Annotated in this window: 26 protein-coding genes; 22 read left to right on the top strand and 4 right to left on the bottom strand. The window is 55.6% G+C overall.

Features of this window, described 5'->3' with window-relative positions:
- Nucleotides 1–139: 139 nt before the first annotated feature.
- Both dapB and CQ011_RS15425 read left to right on the top strand, forming a co-directional pair.
- Nucleotides 140–898, top strand: a complete 759-nt coding sequence (gene dapB, locus CQ011_RS15430; protein WP_105678768.1) for a 4-hydroxy-tetrahydrodipicolinate reductase — start codon at nucleotides 140–142, stop codon at nucleotides 896–898.
- Nucleotides 895–1359, top strand: coding sequence for a hypothetical protein (locus CQ011_RS15425; protein ID WP_105678607.1), 465 nt, complete (start codon nucleotides 895–897; stop codon nucleotides 1357–1359). The genes dapB and CQ011_RS15425 overlap by 4 nt, the downstream gene beginning before the upstream one ends.
- An 86-nt stretch (nucleotides 1360–1445) precedes the next feature.
- Here CQ011_RS15425 and CQ011_RS15420 read toward each other — a convergent pair whose 3' ends face one another.
- Complete coding sequence (locus tag CQ011_RS15420) at nucleotides 1446–2036, bottom strand: hypothetical protein (RefSeq protein WP_146112644.1); 591 nt, start codon at nucleotides 2034–2036, stop codon at nucleotides 1446–1448.
- Nucleotides 2037–2410: 374 nt separating this feature from the next.
- Nucleotides 2411–3583 (bottom strand): heparan-alpha-glucosaminide N-acetyltransferase domain-containing protein, encoded by a 1173-nt coding sequence (locus CQ011_RS15415; protein WP_219844222.1) that lies wholly within the window; start codon nucleotides 3581–3583, stop codon nucleotides 2411–2413.
- Between the two features lie 66 nt (nucleotides 3584–3649).
- Between CQ011_RS15415 and dapA the strand changes: the two genes are divergently transcribed.
- From dapA to CQ011_RS15330, 17 genes are all read left to right on the top strand, one after another.
- Nucleotides 3650–4561, top strand: a complete 912-nt coding sequence (gene dapA, locus CQ011_RS15410; protein WP_105678604.1) for a 4-hydroxy-tetrahydrodipicolinate synthase — start codon at nucleotides 3650–3652, stop codon at nucleotides 4559–4561.
- A 19-nt stretch (nucleotides 4562–4580) separates the two neighbouring features.
- Entirely contained in the window at nucleotides 4581–6287 is a 1707-nt protein-coding gene (locus CQ011_RS15405; protein ID WP_105678603.1) for a ribonuclease J, read from the top strand.
- An 86-nt stretch (nucleotides 6288–6373) separates the two neighbouring features.
- Entirely contained in the window at nucleotides 6374–6904 is a 531-nt protein-coding gene (locus tag CQ011_RS15400; protein ID WP_146112643.1) for a hypothetical protein, read from the top strand.
- An 83-nt stretch (nucleotides 6905–6987) separates the two neighbouring features.
- The gene (locus CQ011_RS15395) at nucleotides 6988–7470 is read left to right on the top strand and encodes a hypothetical protein (protein WP_105678601.1); all 483 of its coding nucleotides are present in this window, start codon (nucleotides 6988–6990) and stop codon (nucleotides 7468–7470) included.
- 133 nt (nucleotides 7471–7603) lie between these two features.
- A complete protein-coding gene (locus tag CQ011_RS15390) occupies nucleotides 7604–8095 on the top strand; it encodes a hypothetical protein (RefSeq protein ID WP_105678600.1) in 492 nt (163 codons plus the stop codon).
- Between the two features lie 437 nt (nucleotides 8096–8532).
- Nucleotides 8533–9360 carry an ABC transporter ATP-binding protein gene (locus tag CQ011_RS15385; RefSeq protein WP_105678599.1) on the top strand — a complete coding sequence of 276 codons (828 nt, stop codon included), beginning with the start codon at nucleotides 8533–8535 and terminating at the stop codon, nucleotides 9358–9360.
- Nucleotides 9357–10040 carry an ABC transporter permease gene (locus tag CQ011_RS15380; protein ID WP_105678598.1) on the top strand — a complete coding sequence of 228 codons (684 nt, stop codon included), beginning with the start codon at nucleotides 9357–9359 and terminating at the stop codon, nucleotides 10038–10040. Before CQ011_RS15385 ends, CQ011_RS15380 begins: the two co-directional genes overlap by 4 nt.
- Nucleotides 10040–10810 (top strand): ABC transporter permease, encoded by a 771-nt coding sequence (locus CQ011_RS15375; protein ID WP_105678597.1) that lies wholly within the window; start codon nucleotides 10040–10042, stop codon nucleotides 10808–10810. Before CQ011_RS15380 ends, CQ011_RS15375 begins: the two co-directional genes overlap by 1 nt.
- Entirely contained in the window at nucleotides 10807–11709 is a 903-nt protein-coding gene (locus CQ011_RS15370; protein ID WP_105678596.1) for an ABC transporter substrate-binding protein, read from the top strand. The genes CQ011_RS15375 and CQ011_RS15370 overlap by 4 nt, the downstream gene beginning before the upstream one ends.
- Nucleotides 11710–12029: 320 nt before the next feature.
- Entirely contained in the window at nucleotides 12030–12383 is a 354-nt protein-coding gene (locus CQ011_RS15365) for a TM2 domain-containing protein (protein ID WP_105678595.1), read from the top strand.
- A gap of 257 nt (nucleotides 12384–12640) precedes the next feature.
- Nucleotides 12641–15568, top strand: a complete 2928-nt coding sequence (locus tag CQ011_RS15360; protein WP_105678594.1) for an FtsK/SpoIIIE family DNA translocase — start codon at nucleotides 12641–12643, stop codon at nucleotides 15566–15568.
- A gap of 3 nt (nucleotides 15569–15571) precedes the next feature.
- Nucleotides 15572–16183, top strand: a complete 612-nt coding sequence (gene pgsA, locus CQ011_RS15355) for a CDP-diacylglycerol--glycerol-3-phosphate 3-phosphatidyltransferase (RefSeq protein WP_105678593.1) — start codon at nucleotides 15572–15574, stop codon at nucleotides 16181–16183.
- 14 nt (nucleotides 16184–16197) lie between these two features.
- On the top strand, nucleotides 16198–16680 hold the full coding sequence (locus tag CQ011_RS15350; RefSeq protein ID WP_105678592.1) for a CinA family protein: 483 nt from the start codon (nucleotides 16198–16200) through the stop codon (nucleotides 16678–16680).
- 197 nt (nucleotides 16681–16877) lie between these two features.
- On the top strand, nucleotides 16878–17300 hold the full coding sequence (locus CQ011_RS15345; RefSeq protein ID WP_105678591.1) for a helix-turn-helix domain-containing protein: 423 nt from the start codon (nucleotides 16878–16880) through the stop codon (nucleotides 17298–17300).
- A 76-nt stretch (nucleotides 17301–17376) separates the two neighbouring features.
- A complete protein-coding gene (locus CQ011_RS15340; protein ID WP_105678590.1) occupies nucleotides 17377–17601 on the top strand; it encodes a DUF3046 domain-containing protein in 225 nt (74 codons plus the stop codon).
- A gap of 234 nt (nucleotides 17602–17835) precedes the next feature.
- On the top strand, nucleotides 17836–18879 hold the full coding sequence (gene recA, locus CQ011_RS15335; RefSeq protein WP_096254492.1) for a recombinase RecA: 1044 nt from the start codon (nucleotides 17836–17838) through the stop codon (nucleotides 18877–18879).
- A gap of 98 nt (nucleotides 18880–18977) precedes the next feature.
- A complete protein-coding gene (locus CQ011_RS15330) occupies nucleotides 18978–19742 on the top strand; it encodes a regulatory protein RecX (protein ID WP_286161224.1) in 765 nt (254 codons plus the stop codon).
- A 157-nt stretch (nucleotides 19743–19899) separates the two neighbouring features.
- Here the strand turns inward: CQ011_RS15330 and CQ011_RS15325 are convergent, their stop codons facing one another.
- Nucleotides 19900–20211: a hypothetical protein gene (locus tag CQ011_RS15325; RefSeq protein WP_105678589.1), complete on the bottom strand. Its 312-nt coding sequence runs from the start codon at nucleotides 20209–20211 to the stop codon at nucleotides 19900–19902.
- Between the two features lie 361 nt (nucleotides 20212–20572).
- Between CQ011_RS15325 and miaB the strand changes: the two genes are divergently transcribed.
- From miaB to dapF, 3 genes are read left to right on the top strand one after another with little or no spacing between them, the layout of a single operon-like run.
- Nucleotides 20573–22081 carry a tRNA (N6-isopentenyl adenosine(37)-C2)-methylthiotransferase MiaB gene (gene miaB, locus CQ011_RS15320; RefSeq protein ID WP_105678588.1) on the top strand — a complete coding sequence of 503 codons (1509 nt, stop codon included), beginning with the start codon at nucleotides 20573–20575 and terminating at the stop codon, nucleotides 22079–22081.
- A gap of 4 nt (nucleotides 22082–22085) precedes the next feature.
- On the top strand, nucleotides 22086–23006 hold the full coding sequence (miaA, locus tag CQ011_RS15315; protein ID WP_105678587.1) for a tRNA (adenosine(37)-N6)-dimethylallyltransferase MiaA: 921 nt from the start codon (nucleotides 22086–22088) through the stop codon (nucleotides 23004–23006).
- Nucleotides 23007–23014: 8 nt separating this feature from the next.
- Nucleotides 23015–23947: a diaminopimelate epimerase gene (gene dapF, locus CQ011_RS15310; protein WP_105678586.1), complete on the top strand. Its 933-nt coding sequence runs from the start codon at nucleotides 23015–23017 to the stop codon at nucleotides 23945–23947.
- A 79-nt stretch (nucleotides 23948–24026) separates the two neighbouring features.
- Here the strand turns inward: dapF and CQ011_RS15305 are convergent, their stop codons facing one another.
- The gene (locus CQ011_RS15305) at nucleotides 24027–24632 is read right to left on the bottom strand and encodes a class I SAM-dependent methyltransferase (RefSeq protein WP_105678585.1); all 606 of its coding nucleotides are present in this window, start codon (nucleotides 24630–24632) and stop codon (nucleotides 24027–24029) included.
- Nucleotides 24633–24807 lie beyond the last annotated feature (175 nt).

Raw genomic sequence — 24807 nt, 5'->3', positions numbered from 1 at the left:
ACAAGCTGGGCACCGTATATCTCAAGATGATCGCAAAAAATCTGATGAGGGTTCAACTCAGCACGATGTGGACTTGAACGGGTAGAGATCACGTCATCGATGCCAAGTGCTACTGCCTGCAAGCGATACGCTTAAAGACATGAGTGCACAAATTAAGGTTGCGGTACTAGGTGCCGCAGGACGAATGGGCGAGGAAGCTGTTAAAGCTGTCTCCGCGGCCGCCGATATGGAACTCGTGGCCAGCCTCGGACGCGGCGCGGACCTCAACGAGATTCTGGAGGCCGGAGCAACCCACATCGTTGACCTGTCGGTCCCGGCAGCTACCGAAGCTAACGTGCGTTTTGCCGTAGAAAACGGACTACACGCCGTGGTGGGAACCACCGGATGGGATGCCGAGCGCCGCTCCAGCCTTGAAGAGCTACTCGCGCAGCACCCGGAAGTTGGTGTGTTGATTGCGCCAAACTTTGCCCTCGGCTCCGTGCTTGCCAGTGCATTTGCGGCCACCGCCGCTAAATACTTTGAATCGGTAGAAATTATCGAACTGCACCACCCGAATAAGGTGGATGCTCCCAGCGGTACTGCTGTACGCACCGCCGAACTGATCGCCGCCGCTCGCAAGGCTGCAGGTGTTGCGAAAAGCCCAGACGCCACCGATACACAGCTTGATGGTGCCCGCGGTGCCCTTGTAGATGACGTGCATGTGCACTCAGTGCGTTTGCGTGGCTTGGTAGCCCATCAGGAGGTCCTCTTCGGTGGGCCGGGCGAACAGTTCACCTTGCGCCACGATTCCTATGACCGCGCCTCGTTTATGCCAGGTGTGCTCTTAGGGCTACGACAGGCTTCGGCGCATGCCGGCCTGACTTATGGACTAGACGGATATTTGGAGTTGGGTCAGTGAAAACTAAACTCTGGGTAGGCGTAATTCTGCTTGTATTCGCCTTGTATATCTTTATGTCATTCACCCAAGCGGTGCGTTTCATGAGCACCGGCGAACCGATCGCTATCGCCATGGGAGTAGCGGTTTTCGTGATTCCGGCTTTAGGCGTGTGGATCTTGATTCGCGAGGTGCTCTTTGGGCTTCGTACGGAAAAAATGGGCAAGACCCTTGCCGAGCTGGGGGAGCTTCCCGAGGATCTTCCTCGGATGCCCTCGGGGCGGTTTATTCGTGAAGCTGCGGATGCCGACTTCCCACGTCATAAGGAAGATGTCGAGGCGAATCCGGAGTCGTGGAAGTCTTGGTATCGCTTGGCCTTGGCCTATGACGCCAGCGGGGACCGCAAACGTGCACGTTCCTCGATGCGTACAGCGGTGAACTTCTTTGTCGCCGATAATAAAGCTTCGGCAGCAAGCAACAAATAACGCTTTGGAGCATTGGCTAAAGGGAGTACCAAAACCCAGGCGGGTTTTGGTACTCCCTTTAGTTTTCGCTGCAGAATCTCGGTGTACTAGGTCACCGGTAGCCAGATGCACCGTTCAACAGAGTCATCTTTCTCAACCACGTTATAAAGCTTCCACCCCTCGGGTTCCGCAGCTTCGGTAGTGTCCATCCCATTGCCTGCGATGCTAATGCCGCGAATCAGATCATTGGCCGCGAATTCTTGCTTCGTTTCCTTGTTTGGCGCCAGATAGTATGGCTCGTCAAATGGGAGGATATCTCCAGGAATCGCTTCATTACAGATGCCGCCGTAACCTCGCTTTGGGGCAGTCTGTACCGGGAGCCAAGTTTTGTTTTTGCCGACTTGCTCTACGGAGATGGTTCTAGTTACTTTCCACGTTCCACCTTCGGCGCATGACCGGTCTGTATCAAACATGGTTCGTCGTGTTTCCATAATTTTGATTCCACCCGATACTGCGGTGACCTTGTTCACCGAGTCCCCACAACTACGTTCCACAGCAACTGGCTGTAGCAACTGTTTCGGCTTCTGCCCGTCAGCCAGCCACAGATACATGAGGGTTGTATAGGCATTTCCATCTGAATATTCCAAGATGGCTGCGGCGTCGTCAACGCCATCGTTATTCAAGTCTGAGTAGACCACGTCGCCGAGTTTGTAAGATGGTGAAAGCTTTTCGTCATTATTGGTGACGGACTTTCCGTTCTGCAGTTTTACGATGGGACGCGGCTTATTCTCATACCCTTCACCCAACTTCCAATCCGTGTTGCCCAAGTCAAAATCTCGGAGACTTAGAGCTGTCGGTGAGGGTGAAGGCGTCGGCGCGCTGGGCTGTTCTGCTGGAGCAGAAGAACAGCCTACGAGAGTGAATAGAAGTGCAATAGCTGAAATTTTTACCGAGAGAGTGTCGGTTTTACTTCTGCCGCGTCGATATTTTTTCATAAAGAAAGTGTAACTAAACACTTGTCAGTCGTTCAAAATACCCAGTTTTTGTTTCGTTCTTGAATGGTGCGAGCAGGCTAATTCGGGTCGTGATTCTTTCCGTCAGTTGGCAGGATGCTCAGATAGCGCACGCCTGCCTCCAGTGGTCCGGTCTTGCCCCAATGGTGCAATACCATCGCTGTCAGCAACATGAGAACACACAGCGTCCACCATTGAACCCAGGCAGATAAGCCAACCTGCAACATCGGGAGTACGACTAAGTGCCCAATGTATAACGTGAGCGGTGCCCGTCCGGCTGCTGCCAACAAAGCTCCGACGTAGCCTAGATGGGAAGTCACTAAGAGCAGTATTGCCAACAGCGCCAAGGCGCATGCTGCTGCATGAATGGTGAAGATCATCGAACCCGAATGCGCAGTTGGCAACCAGATATAGGACGTTTCGCTCAAAAAATTGTCAAGGTTTCCGGACGGAGCACGGCCGGTGACCAGTACGGTGAAAATTTGAGATCGTGGGATGCCAGCGACGGTACCGATTGCGGTGATCCACGGCAAAATTTTGAGCCAACCAATGAGTAGGCTTAACGCCGCGATGACTACAGAACTGGCACCCATCCAAGCGACTGTTTTCTTCTGCGAAAGAGGTAGCTTTCCGGCTGCAACGCCCAATAAGCCAAAACCGATCCAAATTAACAACGGGTAATAGCCGGTAACTAGCAGATCAGCCAGAAGTAGACCGGGATGTGTGAAGTCGGTAAATGTGGGGTTATGTCCTAGAGGTTGCGCTGCTTCAGCTGCAGCAAGCGGCCGCCATACCAATGGTGCGATGACCAGCCAAGAAGCGGACAGGACCCATAACGCCCGGGCAGGCAGATAGAGCGCCGGAATGAGCAGCAGAAATAGTAAGCCGTAGTGCATCAGAATGTTTGCTATTGATTCGTTGACTGGGCCAATGAGTAAACCTAATACCGCGATGACCAAAGCTCTGCGCACTAACACGCCCACAGAAGCTTTCCGGGTCAGCCCCTTGCGTTCTAAGGAACGGGCAAAGAGGGTGAGTGAAACGCCTGCCAACACCATAAAGAGTACCGAGGCGCGGCCATTGGCGGTCGCTCCGGTGAAGGTCGGAGAAAAGGTCCCGGATTTGTCGAGGGCAAAGAGATCAAAGATGTGAGCGGCGAACATTCCCAAGATTGCCAACGCCCGAGTGGCGTCTAATCCGGTGAGTCTGCTCGACTTCGTTTGCACGTGCATAGACATATCGCATCACGTAACTACATGAATATGCCATCGTGACACTTCCGCGTGTAGATTTAAGCCATGGCAACTAGTGAAATTGATAATCAGTCATTCCCCTTCGGCACCGTGCTGACCGCGATGGTCACCCCTTTCACCGAGGCAGGTGAGGTTGACTATGATGTCGCCGCGAAGCTGGCTATCAAACTTGTTGATGAAGGCTGTGACGGATTGGTCGTTACCGGTACCACCGGCGAGACTTCCACGCTGACCGATGACGAGAACATTGAAATGTTCCGCACCGTAGTTAACGCCGTGGGAGACCGTGCCGCGGTACTTGCAGGGTCCACGACTAATGACACTCGCCACTCTATTCGCCTGTCTTTGCGCGCCAAAGAAGCCGGAGTACATGGCATCCTGATCACCGCTCCGTACTACAACAAGCCAAGCCAGGCCGGTGTTATCGCCCATGTGAAGGCGATCATCGACGCCGTGGATCTTCCAGTGATGATGTATGACATTCCTGGACGCACCGGAATCGCGCTGAGCCCAGAAACTATCATTGAATTAGCGCAGATCCCACAGGTGATCGCGCTTAAGGATGCAAAGGCCGATTACCAGTCGACCACCACCGTGTTGGCCAACACCGATTTGCACGTTTATTCGGGCGATGACGGGTTGACCTTGCCTCTTATGGCAGCGGGCGCCGTAGGGGTCGTTTCTGTGACGGCTCACGTTGCGGCGGCTAAATACCGTACGCTTGTTGATGCGATGCATACTGGCGATTTGGCCACTGCACGCGCTACACACTTCGAGCTGGATCCGATCCAGCGCGGCATCATGAGCCACATTCAGGGCGCAGTTGCTGCAAAATATGGACTTCACTGGCAGGGTGTCCTGCCGAACACCGTCGTTCGATTGCCACTACTGGCACCATCGGACGCAGAACTCGATGCCATCCGCGCGGATCTACGTGAAGGTGGATGGGATCTTTAACGAAAGGGCTTAACCACTTATGACTGAAAGTTCGGTAGGCAAGGCCGATACTGCGCGTATGCAGAAACCAGCCAAGCTGAAGAAGGGGACTTTACGTACCGTTCCGCTGGGCGGATTGGGCGAAGTTGGCCGCAATATGACCGTATTCGAGATCAACGGCAAGCTTTTGATCATCGACTGCGGTGTGCTCTTCCCTGAGGAGCACCAGCCAGGCGTGGACTTGATCCTGCCTGACTTCTCCTACATCAAGGACCGCCTAGAGGACATCGTTGGTGTGGTGCTGACTCACGGTCACGAAGACCACATTGGCGCCGTCCCGTACTTGCTGCGTCTGCGCGAAGATATCCCGCTATATGGCTCGAAGCTGACCCTGGCGTTTATCGAAGCCAAACTGGCCGAACACCGTATCAAGGCAATCACCAACGTAGTTGCCGAGAACGAGATCGCTCAGATCAGTGAATTCGAATGCGAATTCGTCGCCGTGAACCACTCGATCCCTGACGCGTTGGCAGTGTTCGTACGTACCGAAGCCGGTACCGTACTGCACACCGGTGACTTCAAGATGGATCAGTTGCCACTAGATGGTCGCATCACCGACCTGCGTCACTTCGCGAAGTTGGGCGAAGAAGGTGTGGACTTGTTCCTCACCGACTCCACCAACGCTGAGGTCCCGGGATTCACCGTGGCCGAACGCGAAATTGGTCCGGTGCTGGAAGCAAAGTTCGCGCGTGCCCGTCGCCGAATTATCGTGGCATCGTTCTCCTCGCACGTTCACCGCGTGCAGCAGGTACTTGATGCAGCAGCGATGCACGGCCGCAAGGTCGCGTTCATTGGTCGTTCGATGGTCCGCAATATGGGTATCGCCGAGCGTTTGGGTTACCTGCACATCCCACAGGGTGTTGTTGTAGACCTCAAGCAAATCGATCAGTTGCCTGACGACAAGGTGGTGCTGATGTCCACCGGTTCGCAGGGCGAGCCAATGGCAGCACTGTCCCGTATGGCTAACGGCGAGCACAAGGTTCAGATCAACCCGGGTGACACCGTCATTCTGGCTTCTAGCCTGATCCCAGGTAACGAGAATGCAGTCTTCCGCGTGATCAATGGTCTGATGCGTTTGGGCGCAGAAGTCATCCACAAGGGAATGGCCAAGGTTCACGTCTCCGGACACGCCTCGGCCGGTGAGCTGTTGTACTGCTACAACATCGTCCGCCCTAAAAACGTCCTCCCAGTACACGGCGAAACCCGTCACCTGATCGCTAACGGCCGTCTGGCTGCGCTATCCGGTGTTCCTGAAGAGAACGTCATCTTGGCTGAAGACGGTTCGGTCATCGACCTCAAGGGCGGCGTAGCTGAACTTGTTGGTCAAGTTGAATGTGGTTACGTCTATGTTGATGGTTCCAAGGTTGGCACCATCACCGACGAAGATCTCAAAGACCGTGTCACCTTGGGTGAAGAAGGTTTCATCTCGGTCATCACCGTGATCAACCGCCAGAACGGCACCCTGATCTCCGGACCGGATATCCACGCTCGCGGCGTAGCCGAGGACGATGCGGTATTCAACGAGATCAAGCCAAAGATCGCAGCAGCAATCTTGGAGGCAGTGGCTAACAACCCGAACCACTCCACCCACCAGTTGCAGCAGATTGTCCGCCGCGTTATTGGGTCGTGGGTGTCGCGCAAGCTACGCCGTCGTCCGATGATCGTGCCGGTAGTGCTCGAAGCCTAAAGAACAAAATAAGTAATGCCTCAAACCGTTTCTGGTTTGAGGCATTACTTATAACAGCGAGAGTATTTCAGGCTTATGATGTGGTCATGAGAAAGATTTCGGCGCAGAGTTCAAATAGATTGTTGCTCCCGATGGGAGCGCTGGCGCTGGTCGCGGGCGTGGCCTGTGGTCTACTCGCGGTAGTACTGATGTGGTTTTCCTCCCGCGATGAGGCGCTTGCCGAGCCTGGCGCCGTCACAGCGATGGGCGGATTTTGGCTCGAATATGGAGCATTTGCGGTTAATGCGGCGCTCATCGGTGGGGGAGTCGCATTATTTCCGGGACTCGGGGCCTTTGCCGCAGTCTTTATCCAAGAGCTCAAAAACCCGGATGCCTCGGGGCAACGGCAAGCGCTGTGGGCCGGAGGGGGAGCAAGCGGTGGTTCACTGCTACTCGCGATGGTTTTACTCGTTGTTTACCTCTCAGATCCATCGGATCACAGCATCTTGTACGTGGCCTCAGGCTTCGTTCTTCTCTGTTTTGCGCTGACTTACATGCTGATGTACGTGTTGCTGGGCTATTTGCAACGAAGAGATCACCGGACCGTCAAAAACAGTTTGCAGGCTCAAATCTCCTAATTTTATGAAATCGCGTTTTCATCGATATCACTGCAACGTATTAAATATCGACAAGTCAGCTTCGAATCACATACGATGAAATTATGTCAGATGCCCCGAAACAAGCGACCGGCTCCTTCACGCTACCGATCTTCGGTGTGGCAATAGTACTAGGTGCTCTCTTCGGGGCTGCACTGAGTACAGTGATTTTCTGGCCGGTGCTAACTCACGGGTCTTCAGGTATGTCGGGCAATGCTATTGGCGGACTGTTGCTTGCCGCGATCAATGGTGCCTGGCTCGGTGCTGTTATTGCAGTCTTCCCAGCCACTGGTGCAGTAATTGGCCTAGCAATCGGTGAAAAGAAGAGCGCCAGCGCTGACGCCAGCCAGCAGGCCAATATCGGTGCAACCGGGGCGTTGGTTGGCGGACTATTGGTCGTTTTAGGGGTGTCCGTGGTTCTTTATATGAGCCTTGGACCCGCTGTTTTTCTTGTCGCTGCTGTCATTTTTCTCGGGCTGTGCTTCGCCACCGCATGGACGACTATTGGATCGTTAGAACAACGACGCGAGGCAACGAGGAGCGCCTAGCCGAATATCTGCCGACGTACTCGCATGCGCCGGAAGCTACGACGATTGAAAGTTTCAAAATTCCGTTCGCATGAATCTATTCTTGTCCGCGATTCTCTGATTAGTTAGAACGGCCTTAACAAGAATGAACGGTATGCTTGGCGAGAAAAAAGCGTTGCCTTCTGCAAAAACTTCGTGGCAGAAACTTCCCCTGATCTCCAGCATTCTCTGGCTGATCTTATTGCTCGTGGTGGACCCAATATTGGTTGACGCACCGTGGTGGAGTTACCTTGACTTGAGCTTATGGTTTGCTCTGGCCTTGCCGCTGATTCCATGGCTCGGAATCGCAGGTCTCATGTCGATCCTGAGTGTGGCCGTCTCTTCCCGGTTGAGTAGGGTGCTACTTAGCCTGACCACTTTAGTGATGGGAATTATCCCCAGCACCGTCTGGACGTTGCTGATGAGTGACGTTTTTGATGGGGCAAGTTCTTTACCACTCACGCTCGGTGTCTCCCTCGCCGCTGGAACAGTAGCGGTACCACTGTCGTTGATAGTGCTCGCAAGGACATTGATGGCCCGACGAAAGAAAGATCGGGTGCCAATGAGTGCGTTTCATAGTGGGTCTGAAGGTCGACTTGACCAATAAAGTACGCGGGAATATCTTCCTCCTAGCTGTTCTCCAAATGACGAAGGGGAATCGGTATCGGCAGGAGGAACTGCAGGCCCTACTCGTCTCTGAAATATTCCTTCAAGGCCTCGCCAGTCTAAAATTCCGCGAGTATCACTGAATCCAAAGCGTTAGAAAAATCATTTGCAACCGTGCCTTCGGCTTGAACCAGAGGTATTCCGACCAAGCCTGTCACCATCATGGCTGAGGCTACTAGCGTGGCGGGATCGGCGACGTAATCCTCTCCGATAATTTTGAATTAGATTCCGTCCAACCGCTGGCCTGTATGGATCTAATGTGCCGACACGGAATTCAATAAATGAGCAAATCCTGAACCACTGTGATCGTGGAGCCGTTTTAAGGCAGAATAAGGCGCAACGACATGACAAGGAGTCAACGATGCTCGGGTACAACGCATGATCGAGTTCGAGAATGTTTCCAAGCACTATGCCGACGGAACGATGGCCGTCGAGAATTTCAGCCTGACTATCCCTGCTCGCAAGACCACGGTTTTTGTTGGTTCCTCGGGATGTGGCAAAACCACCTTGTTGCGCATGATCAACCGCATGGTTGATCCGAGCTCAGGCTCGATTCGCATTGACGAACAAGAAATTTCTACGAAGCCCGCCGTGGCATTGCGCCGGAGCATTGGTTACGTCATGCAGAATTCTGGACTGCTTCCGCACTTTACCGTCGCGGAGAATATTGCCACCGTCCCCAGGCTAGAAGGCCAATCCCGCAAAGCTTCCCGAGTCCGCGCCCTGGAACTTATGGAAACCGTGGGCCTGCCCGCATCGATGGCAGATCGGTACCCTCATCAGCTTTCGGGTGGGCAACAGCAACGTGTAGGTGTAGCTCGTGGTCTGGCGTCAGACCCGAACATTTTACTTATGGATGAACCCTTTGGTGCGGTGGACCCAATCGTCCGCGCAGAGCTGCAACAAGAGCTCATCCGGCTTCAACAGGAGCTGGACAAGACCATAGTTTTTGTTACCCACGATATCGATGAAGCATTCTTGCTCGGCGACCAAGTTGTAATCCTTGCAGCAGGAGCGCAAAAGCTACAGGTAGGCAATCCTAGCGAAATCATCGAAAATCCTGCCAATGACTTTGTTGCCTCATTCATTGGTACCGATAGGGGCGCCAGAGCGCTGAGCGTTAAACACACGCCACACGGTATGGTCCTAGTCGACTCGCAGGGGCGTACCCAAGGACGACTCATTGAAGACGGCCCCAGCTCGTGAACTGGATAACTGAAAATATAGGTCTCATCGGTTCACTGTCGTTGGAACATCTGCGACAGAGCCTGATTGCGATCCTAGTGGGATTTGTATTATCGATTCCGTTGGGCTGGGTGGCTTGGAGATATCGACTCGTTCGCGGGCCTGTGGTGACCTTGACTGGGCTGCTCTACACCATTCCTTCGCTGGCGCTGTTGATGATTCTGCCTGTGCTCACCGGCATGAGTGCAATCAGCGAAGCTAACCTCATTGTCGCGTTAACGCTTTATGCAGTGGCCATTATGGTTCGTGGGGTTGTCGATGGACTGGATTCAGTTGACCCCGCGGCGCGTTCGGCTGCCACGGCGTTGGGCTACGGCTCAGCACGAAGGTTCTTCGCGGTAGACCTGCCGCTCGCAGGGCCGGTGATCTTGGCGGGCCTTAGGGTCACCGCGGTCAGTAGCATTTCCTTGGCAACGGTAGGAATTTTGGTAGGCGTCACCAACCTGGGTTACCTATTTACCAACGGACTGCAACGGCGCATCATCGAAGAGGTATTTGCAGGAATTCTCGCCGTCGCATTGATTGCTTTGGCTGTAGATCTTTTACTCATCCTTATTGGCCGCTGGCTGATGCCATGGACAAGAGAACCTAAAAAATCCCGGCAAGCCGTCAAGAACGCCACCCGGCAGCAGGTGTCCTAATGGATCTTATTAACAAAGCAATTCAGTGGCTCTTCGCGCCGGAGCAGTGGGAAGGCAGTGGGGGACTTCAATCTTTGCTCGGGCAGCATCTACTATTTACCGTACTGACGGTAGTCATCGCTGGACTGATTGCAATTCCGGCCGGATGGGCCATTGGGCATACGGGTAAGGGCCGTGAGATTGCAGTGGGCGCCGCAGGAATCGCCCGTGCTGTGCCATCTTTTGGTCTATTGATCCTATTGGTATTGATTTTTGGAGTACTGCACAAGCCTGAGGCCGCAGTGCTTACCTTCGTGCTGTTAGCCATTCCCTCGCTCCTCGCAGGTGCCTACACGGGGTTTGAAGCGATCGACAGGAAAACCATCGATGCGGCCCGCGCCATGGGCATGACTGAATGGCAGATCCTTTTCAAGGTAGAAATTCCGCTAGGTTTGCCGTTGCTCGTAGGCGGAATCAGGTCTGCTGTCTTGCAGGTTGTTGCGACGGTGACCATCGCAGCGTACGTAAATCTTGGTGGACTGGGACTGCCCATCATCACCGGGCTGAACTTGCGCCGCTTCGACATGGTGCTTGGGGGAGCCCTTATGGTTGCCGTGCTCGCGCTGCTCTTGGACTTGATTTTTGCCTTGGCACAAAAACTGGCGGTACCAGCTGGGGTGGGACGCATAAATACGAAAATACCTGGCAAAGTTGCGCCGGCTAATGAAGCCCGTAAAGATACAAATAAGAACCCCGACCATTTGAAGTCCAACGAGAAGGAAATGTCATGAAGCTAAAACGCATCATCGCTACGTCAGCTGCAGTAATGGCTGGAAGCCTCGTCTTGGCTAGCTGCGGCGGGGGAGATCCTCTGGCAACCGAGAGCAACTCCTCTCCGGCAAGTGGCGAGAAAATTGTTGTCGGCTCACAGGCTTACTACTCCAATGAAATCGTTGCGGAAATTTACGCTCAAGCGCTAGAAGGTGCCGGCAAAGAAGTTGAACGAAAGTTCAACATCGGTCAGCGCGACGCTTATATGCCACAGCTCGAAGACGGTGCCATCGACGTGTTCCCCGAGTACACCGGTAACCTGCTGCAATTCTTCAAGGATGATACTAAGGCCCGCGCTTCGGACGAAGTGTACAAAGAACTCGAAGCTGAGTTGCCAGATTCATTAGCAGTTCTTGAGCAAGCGAAAGCTTCGGACCAAGACTCATACACTGTGACTCGAAAGTTCGCTGATGAAAATAATCTGAAGTCCATTGCGGATTTGGCTGGTGTTTCAACCAAACTAACGTTGGGCGGGCCACCGGAACTTGCCGAGCGACCATACGGCCCCAAGGGGCTTGAAAGCGTCTACGGAGTCAAGGCTGACTTCTCCGGAACAGGCGACACGACAGTAGAAGAGTTGGTCGCCGGTACCGTGAACGTGGCCAACGTATTTACCGCTGATCCGCGGATCAAGACCGAAGATCTAGTGGTACTTGATGACCCGAAGTCAATGTTCCTTGCCTCGAACGTTGTGCCGGTCGTATCCGCTGACTTGTCCTCGGACCTAGCTAGCGTACTGAATCCAGTCAGCGAAAAACTGGATGCAGGCACGCTGGTTGAACTAAACGTGCAGAGCACGGTTGATAAAAAATCGGCTGCAGACATTGCTTCGGCATGGTTGGCTTCACAGGGACTGTAACCACCCTGAGACAGCAAGGTCTATGGAGCGTCCATAAGTGTCGTGTCTAGTTTCGATATTTGAATCTTTGAACTGTCGACTGCCAAATTTTAGCTGCGAAGTAGCATGATGCACTGTACAAAGGGCTGGGATTTTGTCGCTTTGGACTGCTCTTCGATTCTCCTAAAACACTGTAATCTGCTCGTGCCTAGAAGTTGGTACGAGCAGATTCGTGTGTAAGCTGTTCGCAGTCTTCGTCGCGAGTGTTTCAGCCAATTTTTTCTAGGTCTGACCAGCAGTATTTCAGTTTAGGCAAGTCACCGAATCACAGCAGGAGAAAAATGTCGGTATCCCCGAACAACTATCAATACACCGCATCTGAAAATGGTGCGTATAACGGTGAAGGAAAGAAGAGCTTCGTCGTTACCTGGCTGCTGTCCTGGTTTCTTGGCGTTCTGGGAATCGACCGGTTCTACCTCGGGAAAATTGGCACGGGTCTCCTAAAGCTTGTGACCTTGGGAGGCTTCGGAATTTGGGCCTTGATAGATGTCATCCTCATCTTGTGTGGCACCATGCGCGACAAGTCAGGCTATTTTCTGGCCGGATACGAGCAACACAAGAAGATGGCACTGACAGTCACGATCATCTTGGCAGTTCTCGGTATCGGCACTAGCTGGGAAACCTTCAGCTTCTAACCCGAACCGTGCCCAGTGACGAGACCAAGTACGTCGCACGCTTCTTGTTTGGGAGTTCTTGCTCAGAGGGTCCACCTGCCGCGTGCTTAGCCGCCTGATGGTTCGGTGTTTACCACCTAGCCTGACCGTTACCCACGCACTAGGGCTGTCGGACTCAAGCAGAGAATACGGCACTGTGACCAATAGCGGGTAGTACCAATCCCCGGGCAGACGTGTAAATTCGGCTGGTATCCAGCAGGTGGCGATACCCTAGAACTATGGCCTCACGCACCCAGTCGCAGGGGGAGAAGAAGCCGACGACGCGCAAACCGCGAACGTCGAGCTCTTCGCCTGCCAAAAAAACGCCCGAGAACCCGGAACAGGATCTCGCTCTTCCACTGCGCGCAATTCGCAGCATGTGGATGGGCGTCGCCCGGATTTTTGGTGGCGCCTTCCGCCGAATCGGTGCCACGGTCAAACCTGACTTTGAGTTACGCCGTGACGGCACCGGACTCTTTCTCACGCTGATCGCGATCACCATTGCCATCGTCGAGTGGTGGGGTCTACGCGATGTCGGTTGGTTCGGGCGCGGCGTGCATGCGGTAGCCGGAGGCTCAGTGGGCTTCATGGCGGTACTGTTGCCGGTGATTCTGTTCATCGGCGCTTTCCGACTCTTCCGCTATCCGGAAGCAGACTCGTCAAATAACCGCATCGGTATTGGCCTGTTGATGATGACCTTGGCGGGAGCCTCTGTGGCCGCCTTGGCCAACGGATCCCCATCGGTCAGTGACGACTTCACGGCCCTTTGGGCTGCCGGCGGCATGGTCGGGTCGATCCTGGGCACCCCATTGGGACTGATGATCTCGGTACCCGGAGCGATGGCAGTACACATCTTCTTCCTTATCCTTTCGGTGCTCGTGATGACCGCGACCCCACCATTGCAGATCGCCTCGCGCGTGCGCATTGGTTACAACCGGTTACTCGGTCAGGACCCACACCGCGAACGTACCGCGCCTACGGTGGCGCAGTCTGCGGTACTGGACCCACACGCCGAAACACACGACCAGACCTATCTCTACCCGGATGCTGAGCATGAACAAGCTCCGAAGCCGAAGAAGAAGAATTTCTTCGAACGCCGTGCCGAAGCTAAACGCGTCTCCGAGGTATACAACGTTGATGGCGACGAACATGACGAGCGCCCCGGCGATGTCGCCTATGATAAAGCCGTCATCGACCCCGCGGAGCCCGCAACCAACGCACTACCTCTTTCCGAGGTCTACGACGCGGATTCCACCGCCACCGAGGCAATCGCCCGTCCAGACCTATCGGCTAAATCCGCGGCTGCCGCCGCCCCTGCCGGTCCGCCACCTGGGGTCAAACGCCCCACCAAGGCCGAGGCCGAGATGGCTGCGATCATGGAACAAGTTGGCCTAAACAGTGCCAGCGAACCAGAGCCAGAGACCGACGCGATTCCGACCGTCGCGGTGAACCACACCCGTCCGGCTCCCGCCCTGGAACCAATCCCGCAGCGGACCGAACAGCTTCAGCTTTCAGGCGATGTCACCTATACGCTGCCACAAGATGACTTCCTGCCTGCCGGCCCGCCGGCTAAGGAAGCATCCGAGGCTAATGAGGCCATCGTGGCCGCGCTGACCAACACCCTGCAGCAGTTTAAGGTCGACGCGCACGTCACCGGATTCTCACGTGGCCCAACGGTGACCCGCTACGAAATTGAGCTCTCTCCGGGCACCAAGGTGGAGAAGGTCACCGCGCTGTCCAAGAACATCTCCTATGCGGTCGCCTCCTCGGACGTACGAATCCTCTCGCCGATCCCCGGCAAGTCAGCCATCGGCATCGAGATCCCCAATACCGACAAGGAAATTGTTGCGCTCGGCGACGTGCTGCGTTCTAACAACGCACGTAAGACCGAACACCCCATGGTGATGGGCGTGGGCAAGGACGTCGAGGGTGGCTTCGTCGTCGCGAACCTAGCTAAGATGCCGCACCTCTTGGTCGCCGGTGCTACCGGTGCCGGTAAATCATCGTTCGTGAACTCAATGATCACCTCGATCTTGATGCGTTCCACCCCGGACGAGGTTCGCATGGTGATGGTTGACCCTAAGCGTGTGGAGCTCACCGCCTATGAGGGTGTGCCACACCTGATCACCCCGATCATCACCAATCCGAAGAAGGCCGCCGAGGCGCTGCAGTGGGTTGTCCGTGAAATGGATACTCGCTACGATGATCTGGCGAACTTCGGTTACAAGCACATCGACGACTTCAACAAGGGTGTGCGCGCCGGCAAGGTGATCCCTCCTGAGGGATCCAAGCGTGTGATGAAGCCCTACCCTTATCTGCTGGTCATCGTCGATGAGCTCGCCGACCTGATGATGGTCGCCCCACGTGATGTGGAAGATTCCATCGTGCGCATCACCCAGCTGGCGCGTGCCGCCGGTATCCACCTGGTGCTAGCGACGCAGCGTCCATCGGTGGACGTGGTCACGGGTCTGATCAAGGCCAACGTGCCTTCGCGCATGGCCTTCGCAACCTCATCGGTCACCGACTCCCGCGTGGTGCTCGATCAGCCCGGCGCCGAGAAACTGCTCGGTCAAGGTGACGCGCTCTTCTTGCCTATGGGCACCTCCAAACCCATGCGTGTGCAGGGTGCTTGGGTCACCGAATCGGAAATCCAGCGTGTGGTCAACCACGTGCGCGGTCAGCTCAAGCCCGAATACCGTGATGATGTCACCCCGGTGGCTGAGAAAAAGAAGACCATCGATGAGGATATCGGCGATGATTTGGACCTGCTGTTGCAGGCCACCGAGCTTGTGGTCACCAGCCAGTTCGGTTCTACCTCGATGTTGCAGCGTAAGCTACGCGTTGGCTTCGCCAAGGCCGGGCGCCTGATGGACCTGATGGAATCGCGCGGTGTGGTGGGCCCTTCGGAAGGTTCCAAGGCCCGCGATGTGCTGATCCAGCCCGATGACCTGCCAATGGTGCTCGCCGCCATGCGCGGGGATGATGACGCCGCCAACCACCAGGCCACCGCCGCCGAGGCCGCATTGGTCAACGAGGCCAACGTGAACCACGCCGAACCGGTGGATCTAGTTGCCGAAGACCTGGCAAAGCGCGAGGCCGCCACCGAATACTACGATGAAGCCGACGAACCGGGCGAGGACGCCTGGGACCTGACAGGAAGAAACTAACCCATGAGCGCGCACGCCCCGCAGCCCGAGGACTCCCCGGCGCACGCCCCGGTCCCAAACCTGAATATTGCTAACGTCCTGACCACCATCCGCATCATCATGGTGCCGTTCTTCGTTTGGGCCCTGCTGGCCGATAACAGCGAACAAGGCCTATGGCGCTGGGTGGCCCTGGCCTTGTTTGTGGTGGCCATGTACACCGACAAGCTCGACGGGGACCTAGCCCGCAGCCGCGGACTCATCACCAACTTCGGCAAAATTGCCGACCCAATCGCAGACAAGTTGCTCACCGGCTCCGCGCTGGTAGTGCTGTCCATGCTCGGCGAGCTGGCCTGGTGGATCACCATCGTGATCCTGGTCCGCGAGTGGGGTATCACGCTGTTGCGCCTGGCAGTGATCCGTTATGGGGTTATCGCCGCGAATATGGGTGGCAAGGTGAAAACCGTCATGCAAGCGGTGGTTATCGGCCTGTACCTACTGCCGTTTACGCAGACGATCGACTGGCTGAACATGATCGCGTTCATCTTGATGTTGCTGACCATGGCGGTCACCGTGCTGACCGGTTTGGAATACATCTACAAGGCCGCCAAGCTGCGCTCTGCGGCTAAGGCCAAGTAGTTTAGGTGCAACGCATGGAACATCAGGCCGTACCGGTGATCGCGCAGGCGATCGCCGCAAACGTTCAGATCGCTACCGCCGAATCGTTAACCGCAGGTTTGATCGCGGCCACGCTGGCCGAGGTATCCGGTGCGTCAGCAGTTTTGCGCGGGGGAGTGATCAGCTATTCCTCCGAGGTTAAAGCTTCGCTGCTGGGGGTTGATCAATCTTTGCTGGCCAAGGTTGGCTCGGTAGACGGGGAAGTCGCCCGCCAGATGGCGGTTGGCGCGCAACGTGCCTGTGGTGCGCAGTTGACGGTCTCGGCCACCGGCGTCGCAGGCCCGCAACCCCATGACGGCAAAGCCGTGGGCACCGTATTCATCGGCTGGGCCTACCACGAAGAATCTGGTTTTGTCGCCCATCACTTTGTGGGCGATCGCGCCAAAATCCGAGAACGAAGCACCATTGCGGCAATCAATCAGCTAGCTGCCATTATGGGTAAAGCTTCTTCACAGTAAGTACCGCGATACTAGAAATATCCAAAAACTTCACAATATTTCGCTTATATGTGGCGTACGTCGCATATTTATGATTAGGGTGAGGTGTCGGGAACAAATCCGTATAACGTGTGGTTGTACGGATTGAAGGGTCGAAAGATCTGGCTCTTCGGCAAGATGTATCTTTTGAGAAGGACCTAGGAGTAGAGGCTATACACATGGTGAAGCAACCCGTAACTGTCAATGGTGTCGTCCGTTGGCGCGATATGGGAGAAGCCCATTCGGTCCAGCCCCAGAAGGAGGAACGCAAAATGGTAGTACTCCGGCATGAAATCGGTGACGTCCTGCGCGATGTTCGTCAACGTCAGGGCAGGACCCTACGCGAGGTTTCCCATAGCGCCCGTGTTTCCCTTGGATACCTATCCGAGGTTGAGCGTGGCCAGAAGGAAGCATCCTCTGAGTTGCTTTCCTCCATCTGCACCGCCTTGGAGGTGCCGCTCTCACTGATGCTTCGTGAAGTTTCCGATCGCATCGCATTGGCCGAGGGTGTAACCATTCCGGACACCGTTCCATTGGATCTGACCAATGAATTCGCTGCGGACGTCGAAAGCCGCAACGGCAAGCCACTGGCATCGGTCTAATATCGACCTAAGTTTTCGACTCGAGGGCCTTCGCAAATGCGAGGGCCCTCGAGTTATGCATGGAAGAATATGAGTCGTGAAAAATAGTGAATTCTGGCGAAATATGGATCATGAATTTGGTTCGATCTATTCGCGCACCCTGGCCGATTCGCTCGCGCTCACTGAGCTGCAGAGCATGAATGCCACCGAAGCACTAGGAAAAGGCGTCAAGCCCAGAGAGGTTTGGGAAGCGATCTGCCGTGCGCAGGATCTGCCACCCGAGCGCTGGTTGGGCATGGATCTGGAAATCAAAGACCCCTAAGCTCACCACTGCCGCACGACCGTGTCTTCGAAGAACTGAAAAATATTCGAAACACGCTAACTTGATTTCGAACATCTGTTCGGATTAGGTTATTCTATTAACAACAGCACACAGAGTTTGTCCACACCTCGGGCCCAAGCGGTCTAAAGTGTCGGTTGGCGCTCATACTGTCTAGATACAGTACAAAGATTGATTGGCAGGTCGCGCAACGGCCTGCATGACCAAAGGTGAACCATGGCAAGTAATGATCGGGAAAAGGCTCTCGAGTCCGTTCTGGGCCAAATCGACAAGGCTTTCGGCAAGGGCTCACTCATGCGTTTGGGTGACACTACCCGCGCAGCCGTTGAGGTCATCCCCACCGGCTCGGTAGCATTGGACGTTGCGCTGGGCATAGGCGGACTTCCCCGCGGTCGAGTCGTAGAAATCTACGGCCCAGAATCCTCGGGTAAGACCACTCTGGCATTGCACGCAGTTGCTAGTGCCCAGAAGGCTGGCGGCGTTGCGGCCTTCATCGACGCCGAGCACGCACTTGACCCTGAATACGCTAAGAAGCTTGGCGTGGACACCGACGCACTGCTGGTCTCCCAGCCAGACACCGGTGAACAGGCTCTAGAAATCATGGACATGCTGGTGGGCTCCGGCGCACTGGACATCATCGTGATCGACTCCGTGGCAGCACTCGTGCCACGTGCCGAAATTGAAGGCGAAATGGGCGACAGCCACGTGGGTCTGCAGGCACGTTTGATGTCTCAGGCACTGCGTAAGATCACCGGACGTCTGTCGAACTCCAAGACCACCGCGATCTTCATTAACCAGCTACGTGAAAAAATTGGTGTCTTCTTCGGTAGCCCGGAAACCACCACCGGTGGTAAGGCGCTGAAGTTCTACGCCTCGGTACGTATCGACATCCGCCGCATTGAGACTCTCAAAGAGGGAACCAACGCAGTCGGTAACCGCACCCGTTGCAAGATCGTCAAGAACAAGATGGCGCCTCCCTTCAAGCAGGCCGAATTCGACATCCTTTACGGCCACGGTATTTCCCGCGAGGGTAGCCTGATCGATATGGGTGTTGAGCACGGTATGGTCAAAAAGTCCGGCGCATGGTTCACCTACGATGGTGATCAGCTGGGCCAGGGTAAGGAAAACGCACGTCGCTTCCTGCGCGACAACCCTGATCTGGCCAATGAGCTCGAACGCCAGATTCTGACTAAGCTTGGCATTCTCGAAGACGGCGAAGAAGGAGAGGCCGACCTGCGAATCGTCGAGGGCGATAAGTAGTGGCCTCAGGCTTCAATAAACGTAGCGTCCGACCCGGATCTCGATCCGGGTCGGACGCTACGTCCGTTTCCAAAGAGTATCAAGGCGACCTAGATGACATGCCTGACTGGGCCAAACCCAGCGCGCAAGAACTAGAAGAGCTGAAAAAACCTCAGCCGACCCGTGAACCACGGACCGCTAAGCGTAGCGAAGTCACGCAGATCGTTTCAGCCACGGTTGAACCAGCCCCGCCACAAACCGTCGATGAGCTTCGCGCTGCGATGGAAAATATCGTGGCCAACAAAGAACCGGCGGCGGAAAACCCCACTAAAAAGGAACGCCGCCAAGCGCGTGCAGAACGACGCGCCGCGCAAGAATCAGATGAGCCCGAAGTATTTAGCGACGACCAGTGGCGTGAAAAAGCTCGCGGTATCGTCTTACGGCAGCTCACCGCAAGCGATAAAACCAGCAAACAACTCAAAGATAAATTGCTGGAAAAGGAATGCCCCGAAGACATCGCCGACGAGGTACTGGAGCGTTACGCCGAGTTGAACCTGGTCGATGACGAACGGTTCGCAAAATCCTGGGTTGCGGCACGTGCCCGGTCTCGTGGACTTGCTCGCGGCGCTATTCGCCGCGAACTGCGTACCAAAGGGATCGACGATGAGGTGGCCGCCGAGGCATTGGAACAAATCGACGATGAAGCAGAAGAACAGCGAGCCCGAGAACTGGCGCGCACCAAACTTCGCCCGGCCTCCATGGGCCTAGATCGGGACAAGGCGCTTCGCCGACTTGTTGGCATGCTCGGACGCAAGGGTTACCACGGCTCGATGGCATTCAAAGTTGCCCGTGAAGAGTGGGAAGAACGTTACGGCGAGAAGTGACCGGGTAGTGCGGGTCAGGCTTCACTGACTAACTGCAACGCGCGTTTCAGTCGCTAGGACCTAGAAGTTTCTGGAGATCTTCACCCTGCGAACTTGCCCTTACCGGAGTGAGCTCTCTTGGATATTGTTTGGGGAGTACTTAGAGGTGCGACGGTTCTCAACGCAGGAATCGTTTGAGCGAATACGCAATCCAGAATAGTAGAGTCAAAATGCCTGCAATAGCAGAGGCTCCAAATAAGACGTACAAAACCGAACCTACATGCGGAAAAGTGACCGCAAATCCGGCGAAGCACAACGGAAGAATGATCAGTAGCCCGAGCGTCAATAACAACATGGTCAGATGAAATTTCTGTGACTTGTTCAAACCGGTAACTGGTTTTTCCGTTGTTTGCTCTTCTGGAAGTGGAGATGCCGCACCGGAATCCTTCGCCGCCTGGTTTCGGTAGGAAGAATTGTCCTTGATATTCATGGGTACCTCCGGTTGATCCTGCAACGTCGGCGCACACTTTGCCGGCCATACTGCAGGGCAGCATAAGATCTGTCCGGATCGGCTACGGACGTGTCATCTAGTTCTCCTCATATTCATTGTGGCAGAGAGCTGCCGTAGAAATTCAACGCGAGGTTTAGACGACTATCACCGCCCTGTGACAGCTGGCCGCTATTCATTGCGCTCTTCATGACGCGAAGGCTATGCCGGGCTTAGATTCGTTTCCGGATTGAGGAGGTTACGGTTTTGCGTTGATTTTGGGAGAAGCCATCGGTTAAGCCATGGCTAAGATGTCGCGGGTCACTGAATTGGGTAACCTTGAAGAGTGAGTGAGTTGGACGAGATGACCCCAGTTAGAACCGAAATTTCTGCGCGTACCTATGAGGTTCGCACCTACGGTTGCCAAATGAACGTACATGATTCCGAACGCCTGTCGGGCCTTTTGGAAGACGCGGGTCTGGCCCGCATAGATGAAACTGACCCGGATGCTGTTGCAGACGTCGTCGTGTTCAATACTTGCGCGGTGCGTGAAAACGCCGACAATAAGCTCTACGGAAACCTTGGCATGCTCAAGAGCGTCAAGGATGTAAATCCTAGTATGCAGATTGCCGTGGGTGGATGCTTGGCGCAGAAAGACCGCGAAACCATCCTGCAAAAAGCTCCGTGGGTGGATGTTGTCTTTGGCACGCACAATATCGGATCGCTGCCGGCGCTGCTTAGTCGTGCCGAGCACAACCAGCGCGCAGAGTTAGAGATCCTTGAATCATTGGACGTCTTTCCCTCCACACTGCCCACCCGACGTGAATCGGTATATGCGGGCTGGGTCTCGATCTCCGTGGGCTGCAACAACACCTGTACCTTCTGCATCGTTCCCGCCCTACGCGGTAAGGAACGTGATCGCCGACCAGGTGAAATCCTCGCTGAAATCGAAGCATTAGTTGCCGACGGCGCTGTTGAGGTCACTCTGCTAGGGCAAAACGTCAACTCCTACGGTATCGAATTTGGTGACCGTCTGGCCTTCGGAAAGCTCCTGCGCGCCTGTGGTGAAATCGAAGGATTGGAACGTGTGCGATTCACCAGCCCGCACCCGGCCGCATTCACCGACGATGTCATCGACGCGATGGCCGAAACTCCGAACGTTATGCCGCAGCTACACATGCCGCTGCAATCAGGTTCGGATAAGGTGCTCAAAGATATGCGCCGTTCCTACCGGTCAAAGAAGTTCCTAGGCATCTTGGACAAGGTTCGCGAACGGATGCCGCAGGCGGCGATCAGTACCGACATTATTGTTGGCTTCCCCGGCGAAACCGAGGAAGACTTCCAAGCCACGCTCGATGTGGTTGAGGCCTCCCGCTTTGCTACCGCCTTTACATTCCAATACTCCAAACGCCCGGGTACCCCGGCTGCCGAGTTGCCCGATCAGCTGCCCAAGGCAGTCGTTCAGGAACGCTTCGAACGTCTGACAGCATTGCAGGATCGCATTGCCAAGGAAGAAAACGCCAAACAACTCGGGCGCACCGTGGAAGTTTTGGTAACCGAGCAATCCGGGCGCAAAGCCGAGGAAACTCACCGGCTCTCGGGCCGTTCCCGCGATCAGCGTCTGGTGCACTTCTCAGTGCCTGAAGGCGGTGACACTCCACGTCCGGGCGACATGGTGACCGTACCAATTACCGAGGCAGCGGCGTTCCACCTGGTGTCTGACCCAACTTTGGAACAGTACTCGCTACGCCGATCACGAGCCGGGGACGCCTGGGATCGGTCGCAGGCTGAAAGCTGTGGTGTACCAACGACTGGCGGGAGCGCTGTCGGTAAAACCAATCTCGGCATGCCAACGTTGAAGGTACGCGGCTAAGGCGATGACCACTTCGCAATTGCCGGTGATTACCATCGTTGGCCCGACTGGTACCGGCAAGTCAGATTTGGCGATCGCACTGGCGCAAAAATTGGGCGGCGAAATCGTCAACTCTGATGCGCTGCAGTTTTACCGTGGAATGAACATCGGCACGGCCAAACTAGCGCCGGGCGAGCGCGGGGGCATTGAGCACCACCTGCTGGACATCATGAACGTGCGCGAGGAAGCGTCGGTCGCTCAATTCCAGGCCCAAGCTCGCGAACACTTCGAGCAGATTCGTGCGCACGGCAAGGTGCCGGTGATGGTCGGGGGTTCTGGCTTATATGTCCGTGCCGCCTTGGATGTCATCGACTTCCCACCTACCGACCGAGACGTACGCGATCGTCTGGAAGCCGAAGTGCAGGAACACGGTGATGGGGATGTACGTCGCCGCTTGGCTGAGGTTGATCCGATCTCGGCAGCACGGAACCTAGACACCCGTCGGGCGATTCGGGCGCTGGAAGTATTCGAAATTTCAGGCCGTGCGTTTAGCTCATTTATGCCAAACCGTGAGTATTTCCAACCGGGGCTGCAGATCGGACTAAATTACGAGCGGGCTGCGTTACATGAGACGTTGGCCGAGCGTGTACGCAAAATGGACCGAATGGGTTTTGCCGAGGAAGTTGCCGAGCTGCTGGGCAAGGGCCTGCGTGAAGGAAAAACGGCATCACGGGCGATCGGTTACCAGCAGTACACCGACTACTTGGACGGTAAAATAAGTCGCGCAGAAGCCATCGAGGCGACCATCATCGCCACCAGGAAGTTTGCCCGCCGGCAGCTGACCTGGTTCAACGCCGACCCACGAGTGAACTGGCTTAACCCTAAAGAACCTGGCCTGTTGGATAAGGCCTTAGCACTACTGAACCCGGCACACCCCACCAGCTAAGGAGCGAGATGTACCGCACCGAACTAGACCAGCTTGCAGGGCTACCCTTCGCTAAGGGCCATGCCACCGGCAACGACTTCGTGCTGCTTGCGGATCCCCAAGACACCCGGAATATCACCGCCGAGCAGGTTGCCGCGCTCTGCCATCGTCGTTTTGGCATTGGTGGTGACGGGCTAATTCGCGCCGTTCCCACTTCCAAAATGGCCGGCTTTGAATCGCAGATGCTCGATCACCCGAAGGCCTACTGGTTCATGGACTACCGTAATAGCGACGGGTCCATTGCCGAAATGTGTGGCAATGGGGTGCGAGCATTTGTGCACTACCTGCTCGCTGAAGGGCTGGTTAATCTCCCGATCGGTGCCAGCTTGCAGATTGGCAGTCGTGCGGGCGTCAAAACCGTCACCCGGTTAGCCGATGGTTATGCGGTGAACCTTGGCCCGTGGGGACTTATTCACGAGGCCAAAGCCGGCGCGGACTCCGTAGACTCGCTAGTGCTTGCACGTGAGTGGGAACAGCCGCACCCGGCGCTGAGCATCACCATGGGTAACCCGCACACCGTGGTGGCGCTACCTGAGGCGCAGTTACTGGAAAATTTGGACCTCACCACTCTCCCAGAAGTCTCACCGACACCACCGCACGGAACCAACGTTGAATTTGTGGTTCCGGCCGAACCCTTGATCAACGACGGCGTGGCTCATATCAAGATGCGGGTATACGAGCGCGGGGTGGGGGAAACCCTATCCTGTGGCACCGGTGCCTGCGCGGCTGCGGCCGCCATGCGTTACTGGGCTCGTGGCACCGCACTGATTAATCAGTGGGCGGTGGAGGTTCCCGGCGGACTGGTTGGTGTCGAATTTGCCGCCACCGAGGACGGCAACGAGGACACGATCCTCTCCGGCCCCGCGACCTTGGTAGCCCGCGGAGTTGTCGGCGCAAGCTAGAGCAGCAACGCAAAAACGGCCTGCCGGCGAATCAATGATTCACCGGCAGGCCGTTGAGGTTTAAAACTGAAGTCAGTAGCTAAGCGGGCCGAGCTATCTTCAGCACGCGGAAGGCATTGGAGGTCGCCTCGCGAGTGATCTTCCAATCCTTGGGCAGTACGGTGCCCATCCACTTTTGCAACGAGTCGCTGCCAAGGTTTTTCTGCACAACCATCCAGGCCTCGCCGCCCGGTGCCAGCCGAGGCAACCAAAGTAGCAACAATTCATGGAGAGCTTCTTTACCAACGCGAATCGGTGGGTTGGACCAAATCGTGTCGAACTGCAGCTGCGGATCAATCGAGTCGGGGGTGCCCACCGAAACGTTCTGCAACCCAAGGCTGTGCGCATTCAACTTGGCAAGTTCAATGGAACGCTCATTAACGTCCACACCAAAAACCTCCGACTCTGGGCTCTGCAACGCGGCCGAGAGCATGATCGGACCCCAACCACAGCCGATGTCTAAGATTCGGCCGCGCGGGGTCGGTACGTACTCCAGCAAAATGGCGGTGCCTTTGTCCAAACCGGCGGGGGAGAAGATCCCCGGCGCGGTCTGCACCTGATGGCGCGCGCCGTTTAATTCGACGGTCACGTTGCGGCGTTCGTCGGCCGAGGCGGGGCTGGCGCTGAAGTAATGATCGGAGCTCATAAGCAAAAGATTATCGTCTGCGCGTGAGGCCGGGCAAACAACGTGAGCTAGCCGATATACGCGTGGGTCCGTTCACTGATAGAGTTTTACCTATGACTTTGATCTTCGTCTAAGACGTAACCCCCATCGGTTACCTAGGCTTACCCCCGGCATCTGACGCTATTTCTATGCGCCA

Origin of the sequence: Arthrobacter sp. MYb213, from assembly GCF_002979915.1 — a bacterium.
Classification (GTDB): domain Bacteria; phylum Actinomycetota; class Actinomycetes; order Actinomycetales; family Micrococcaceae; genus Glutamicibacter.
This window is presented reverse-complemented; position numbering and strand designations above follow the sequence as displayed.

Bases quoted from the DNA above. Each gene is read 5' to 3' on its own strand.
- pgsA (WP_105678593.1), top strand. From the start codon at position 15,572: ATGAGCGCGCACGCCCCGCAGCCCGAGGACTCCCCGGCGCACGCCCCG.
- miaA (WP_105678587.1), top strand. From the start codon at position 22,086: ATGACCACTTCGCAATTGCCGGTGATTACCATCGTTGGCCCGACTGGT.
- recA (WP_096254492.1), top strand. From the start codon at position 17,836: ATGGCAAGTAATGATCGGGAAAAGGCTCTCGAGTCCGTTCTGGGCCAA.
- CQ011_RS15365 (WP_105678595.1), top strand. From the start codon at position 12,030: ATGTCGGTATCCCCGAACAACTATCAATACACCGCATCTGAAAATGGT.
- CQ011_RS15390 (WP_105678600.1), top strand. From the start codon at position 7,604: ATGCTTGGCGAGAAAAAAGCGTTGCCTTCTGCAAAAACTTCGTGGCAG.
- miaB (WP_105678588.1), top strand. From the start codon at position 20,573: ATGACCCCAGTTAGAACCGAAATTTCTGCGCGTACCTATGAGGTTCGC.
- dapA (WP_105678604.1), top strand. From the start codon at position 3,650: ATGGCAACTAGTGAAATTGATAATCAGTCATTCCCCTTCGGCACCGTG.
- CQ011_RS15385 (WP_105678599.1), top strand. From the start codon at position 8,533: ATGATCGAGTTCGAGAATGTTTCCAAGCACTATGCCGACGGAACGATG.
- CQ011_RS15400 (WP_146112643.1), top strand. From the start codon at position 6,374: ATGAGAAAGATTTCGGCGCAGAGTTCAAATAGATTGTTGCTCCCGATG.
- CQ011_RS15350 (WP_105678592.1), top strand. From the start codon at position 16,198: ATGGAACATCAGGCCGTACCGGTGATCGCGCAGGCGATCGCCGCAAAC.
- CQ011_RS15325 (WP_105678589.1), bottom strand. From the start codon at position 20,211: ATGAATATCAAGGACAATTCTTCCTACCGAAACCAGGCGGCGAAGGAT.
- CQ011_RS15345 (WP_105678591.1), top strand. From the start codon at position 16,878: ATGGTGAAGCAACCCGTAACTGTCAATGGTGTCGTCCGTTGGCGCGAT.
- CQ011_RS15370 (WP_105678596.1), top strand. From the start codon at position 10,807: ATGAAGCTAAAACGCATCATCGCTACGTCAGCTGCAGTAATGGCTGGA.
- dapB (WP_105678768.1), top strand. From the start codon at position 140: ATGAGTGCACAAATTAAGGTTGCGGTACTAGGTGCCGCAGGACGAATG.
- CQ011_RS15305 (WP_105678585.1), bottom strand. From the start codon at position 24,632: ATGAGCTCCGATCATTACTTCAGCGCCAGCCCCGCCTCGGCCGACGAA.
- CQ011_RS15405 (WP_105678603.1), top strand. From the start codon at position 4,581: ATGACTGAAAGTTCGGTAGGCAAGGCCGATACTGCGCGTATGCAGAAA.
- CQ011_RS15395 (WP_105678601.1), top strand. From the start codon at position 6,988: ATGTCAGATGCCCCGAAACAAGCGACCGGCTCCTTCACGCTACCGATC.
- dapF (WP_105678586.1), top strand. From the start codon at position 23,015: ATGTACCGCACCGAACTAGACCAGCTTGCAGGGCTACCCTTCGCTAAG.
- CQ011_RS15415 (WP_219844222.1), bottom strand. From the start codon at position 3,583: ATGCACGTGCAAACGAAGTCGAGCAGACTCACCGGATTAGACGCCACT.
- CQ011_RS15360 (WP_105678594.1), top strand. From the start codon at position 12,641: ATGGCCTCACGCACCCAGTCGCAGGGGGAGAAGAAGCCGACGACGCGC.
- CQ011_RS15375 (WP_105678597.1), top strand. From the start codon at position 10,040: ATGGATCTTATTAACAAAGCAATTCAGTGGCTCTTCGCGCCGGAGCAG.
- CQ011_RS15330 (WP_286161224.1), top strand. From the start codon at position 18,978: ATGCCTGACTGGGCCAAACCCAGCGCGCAAGAACTAGAAGAGCTGAAA.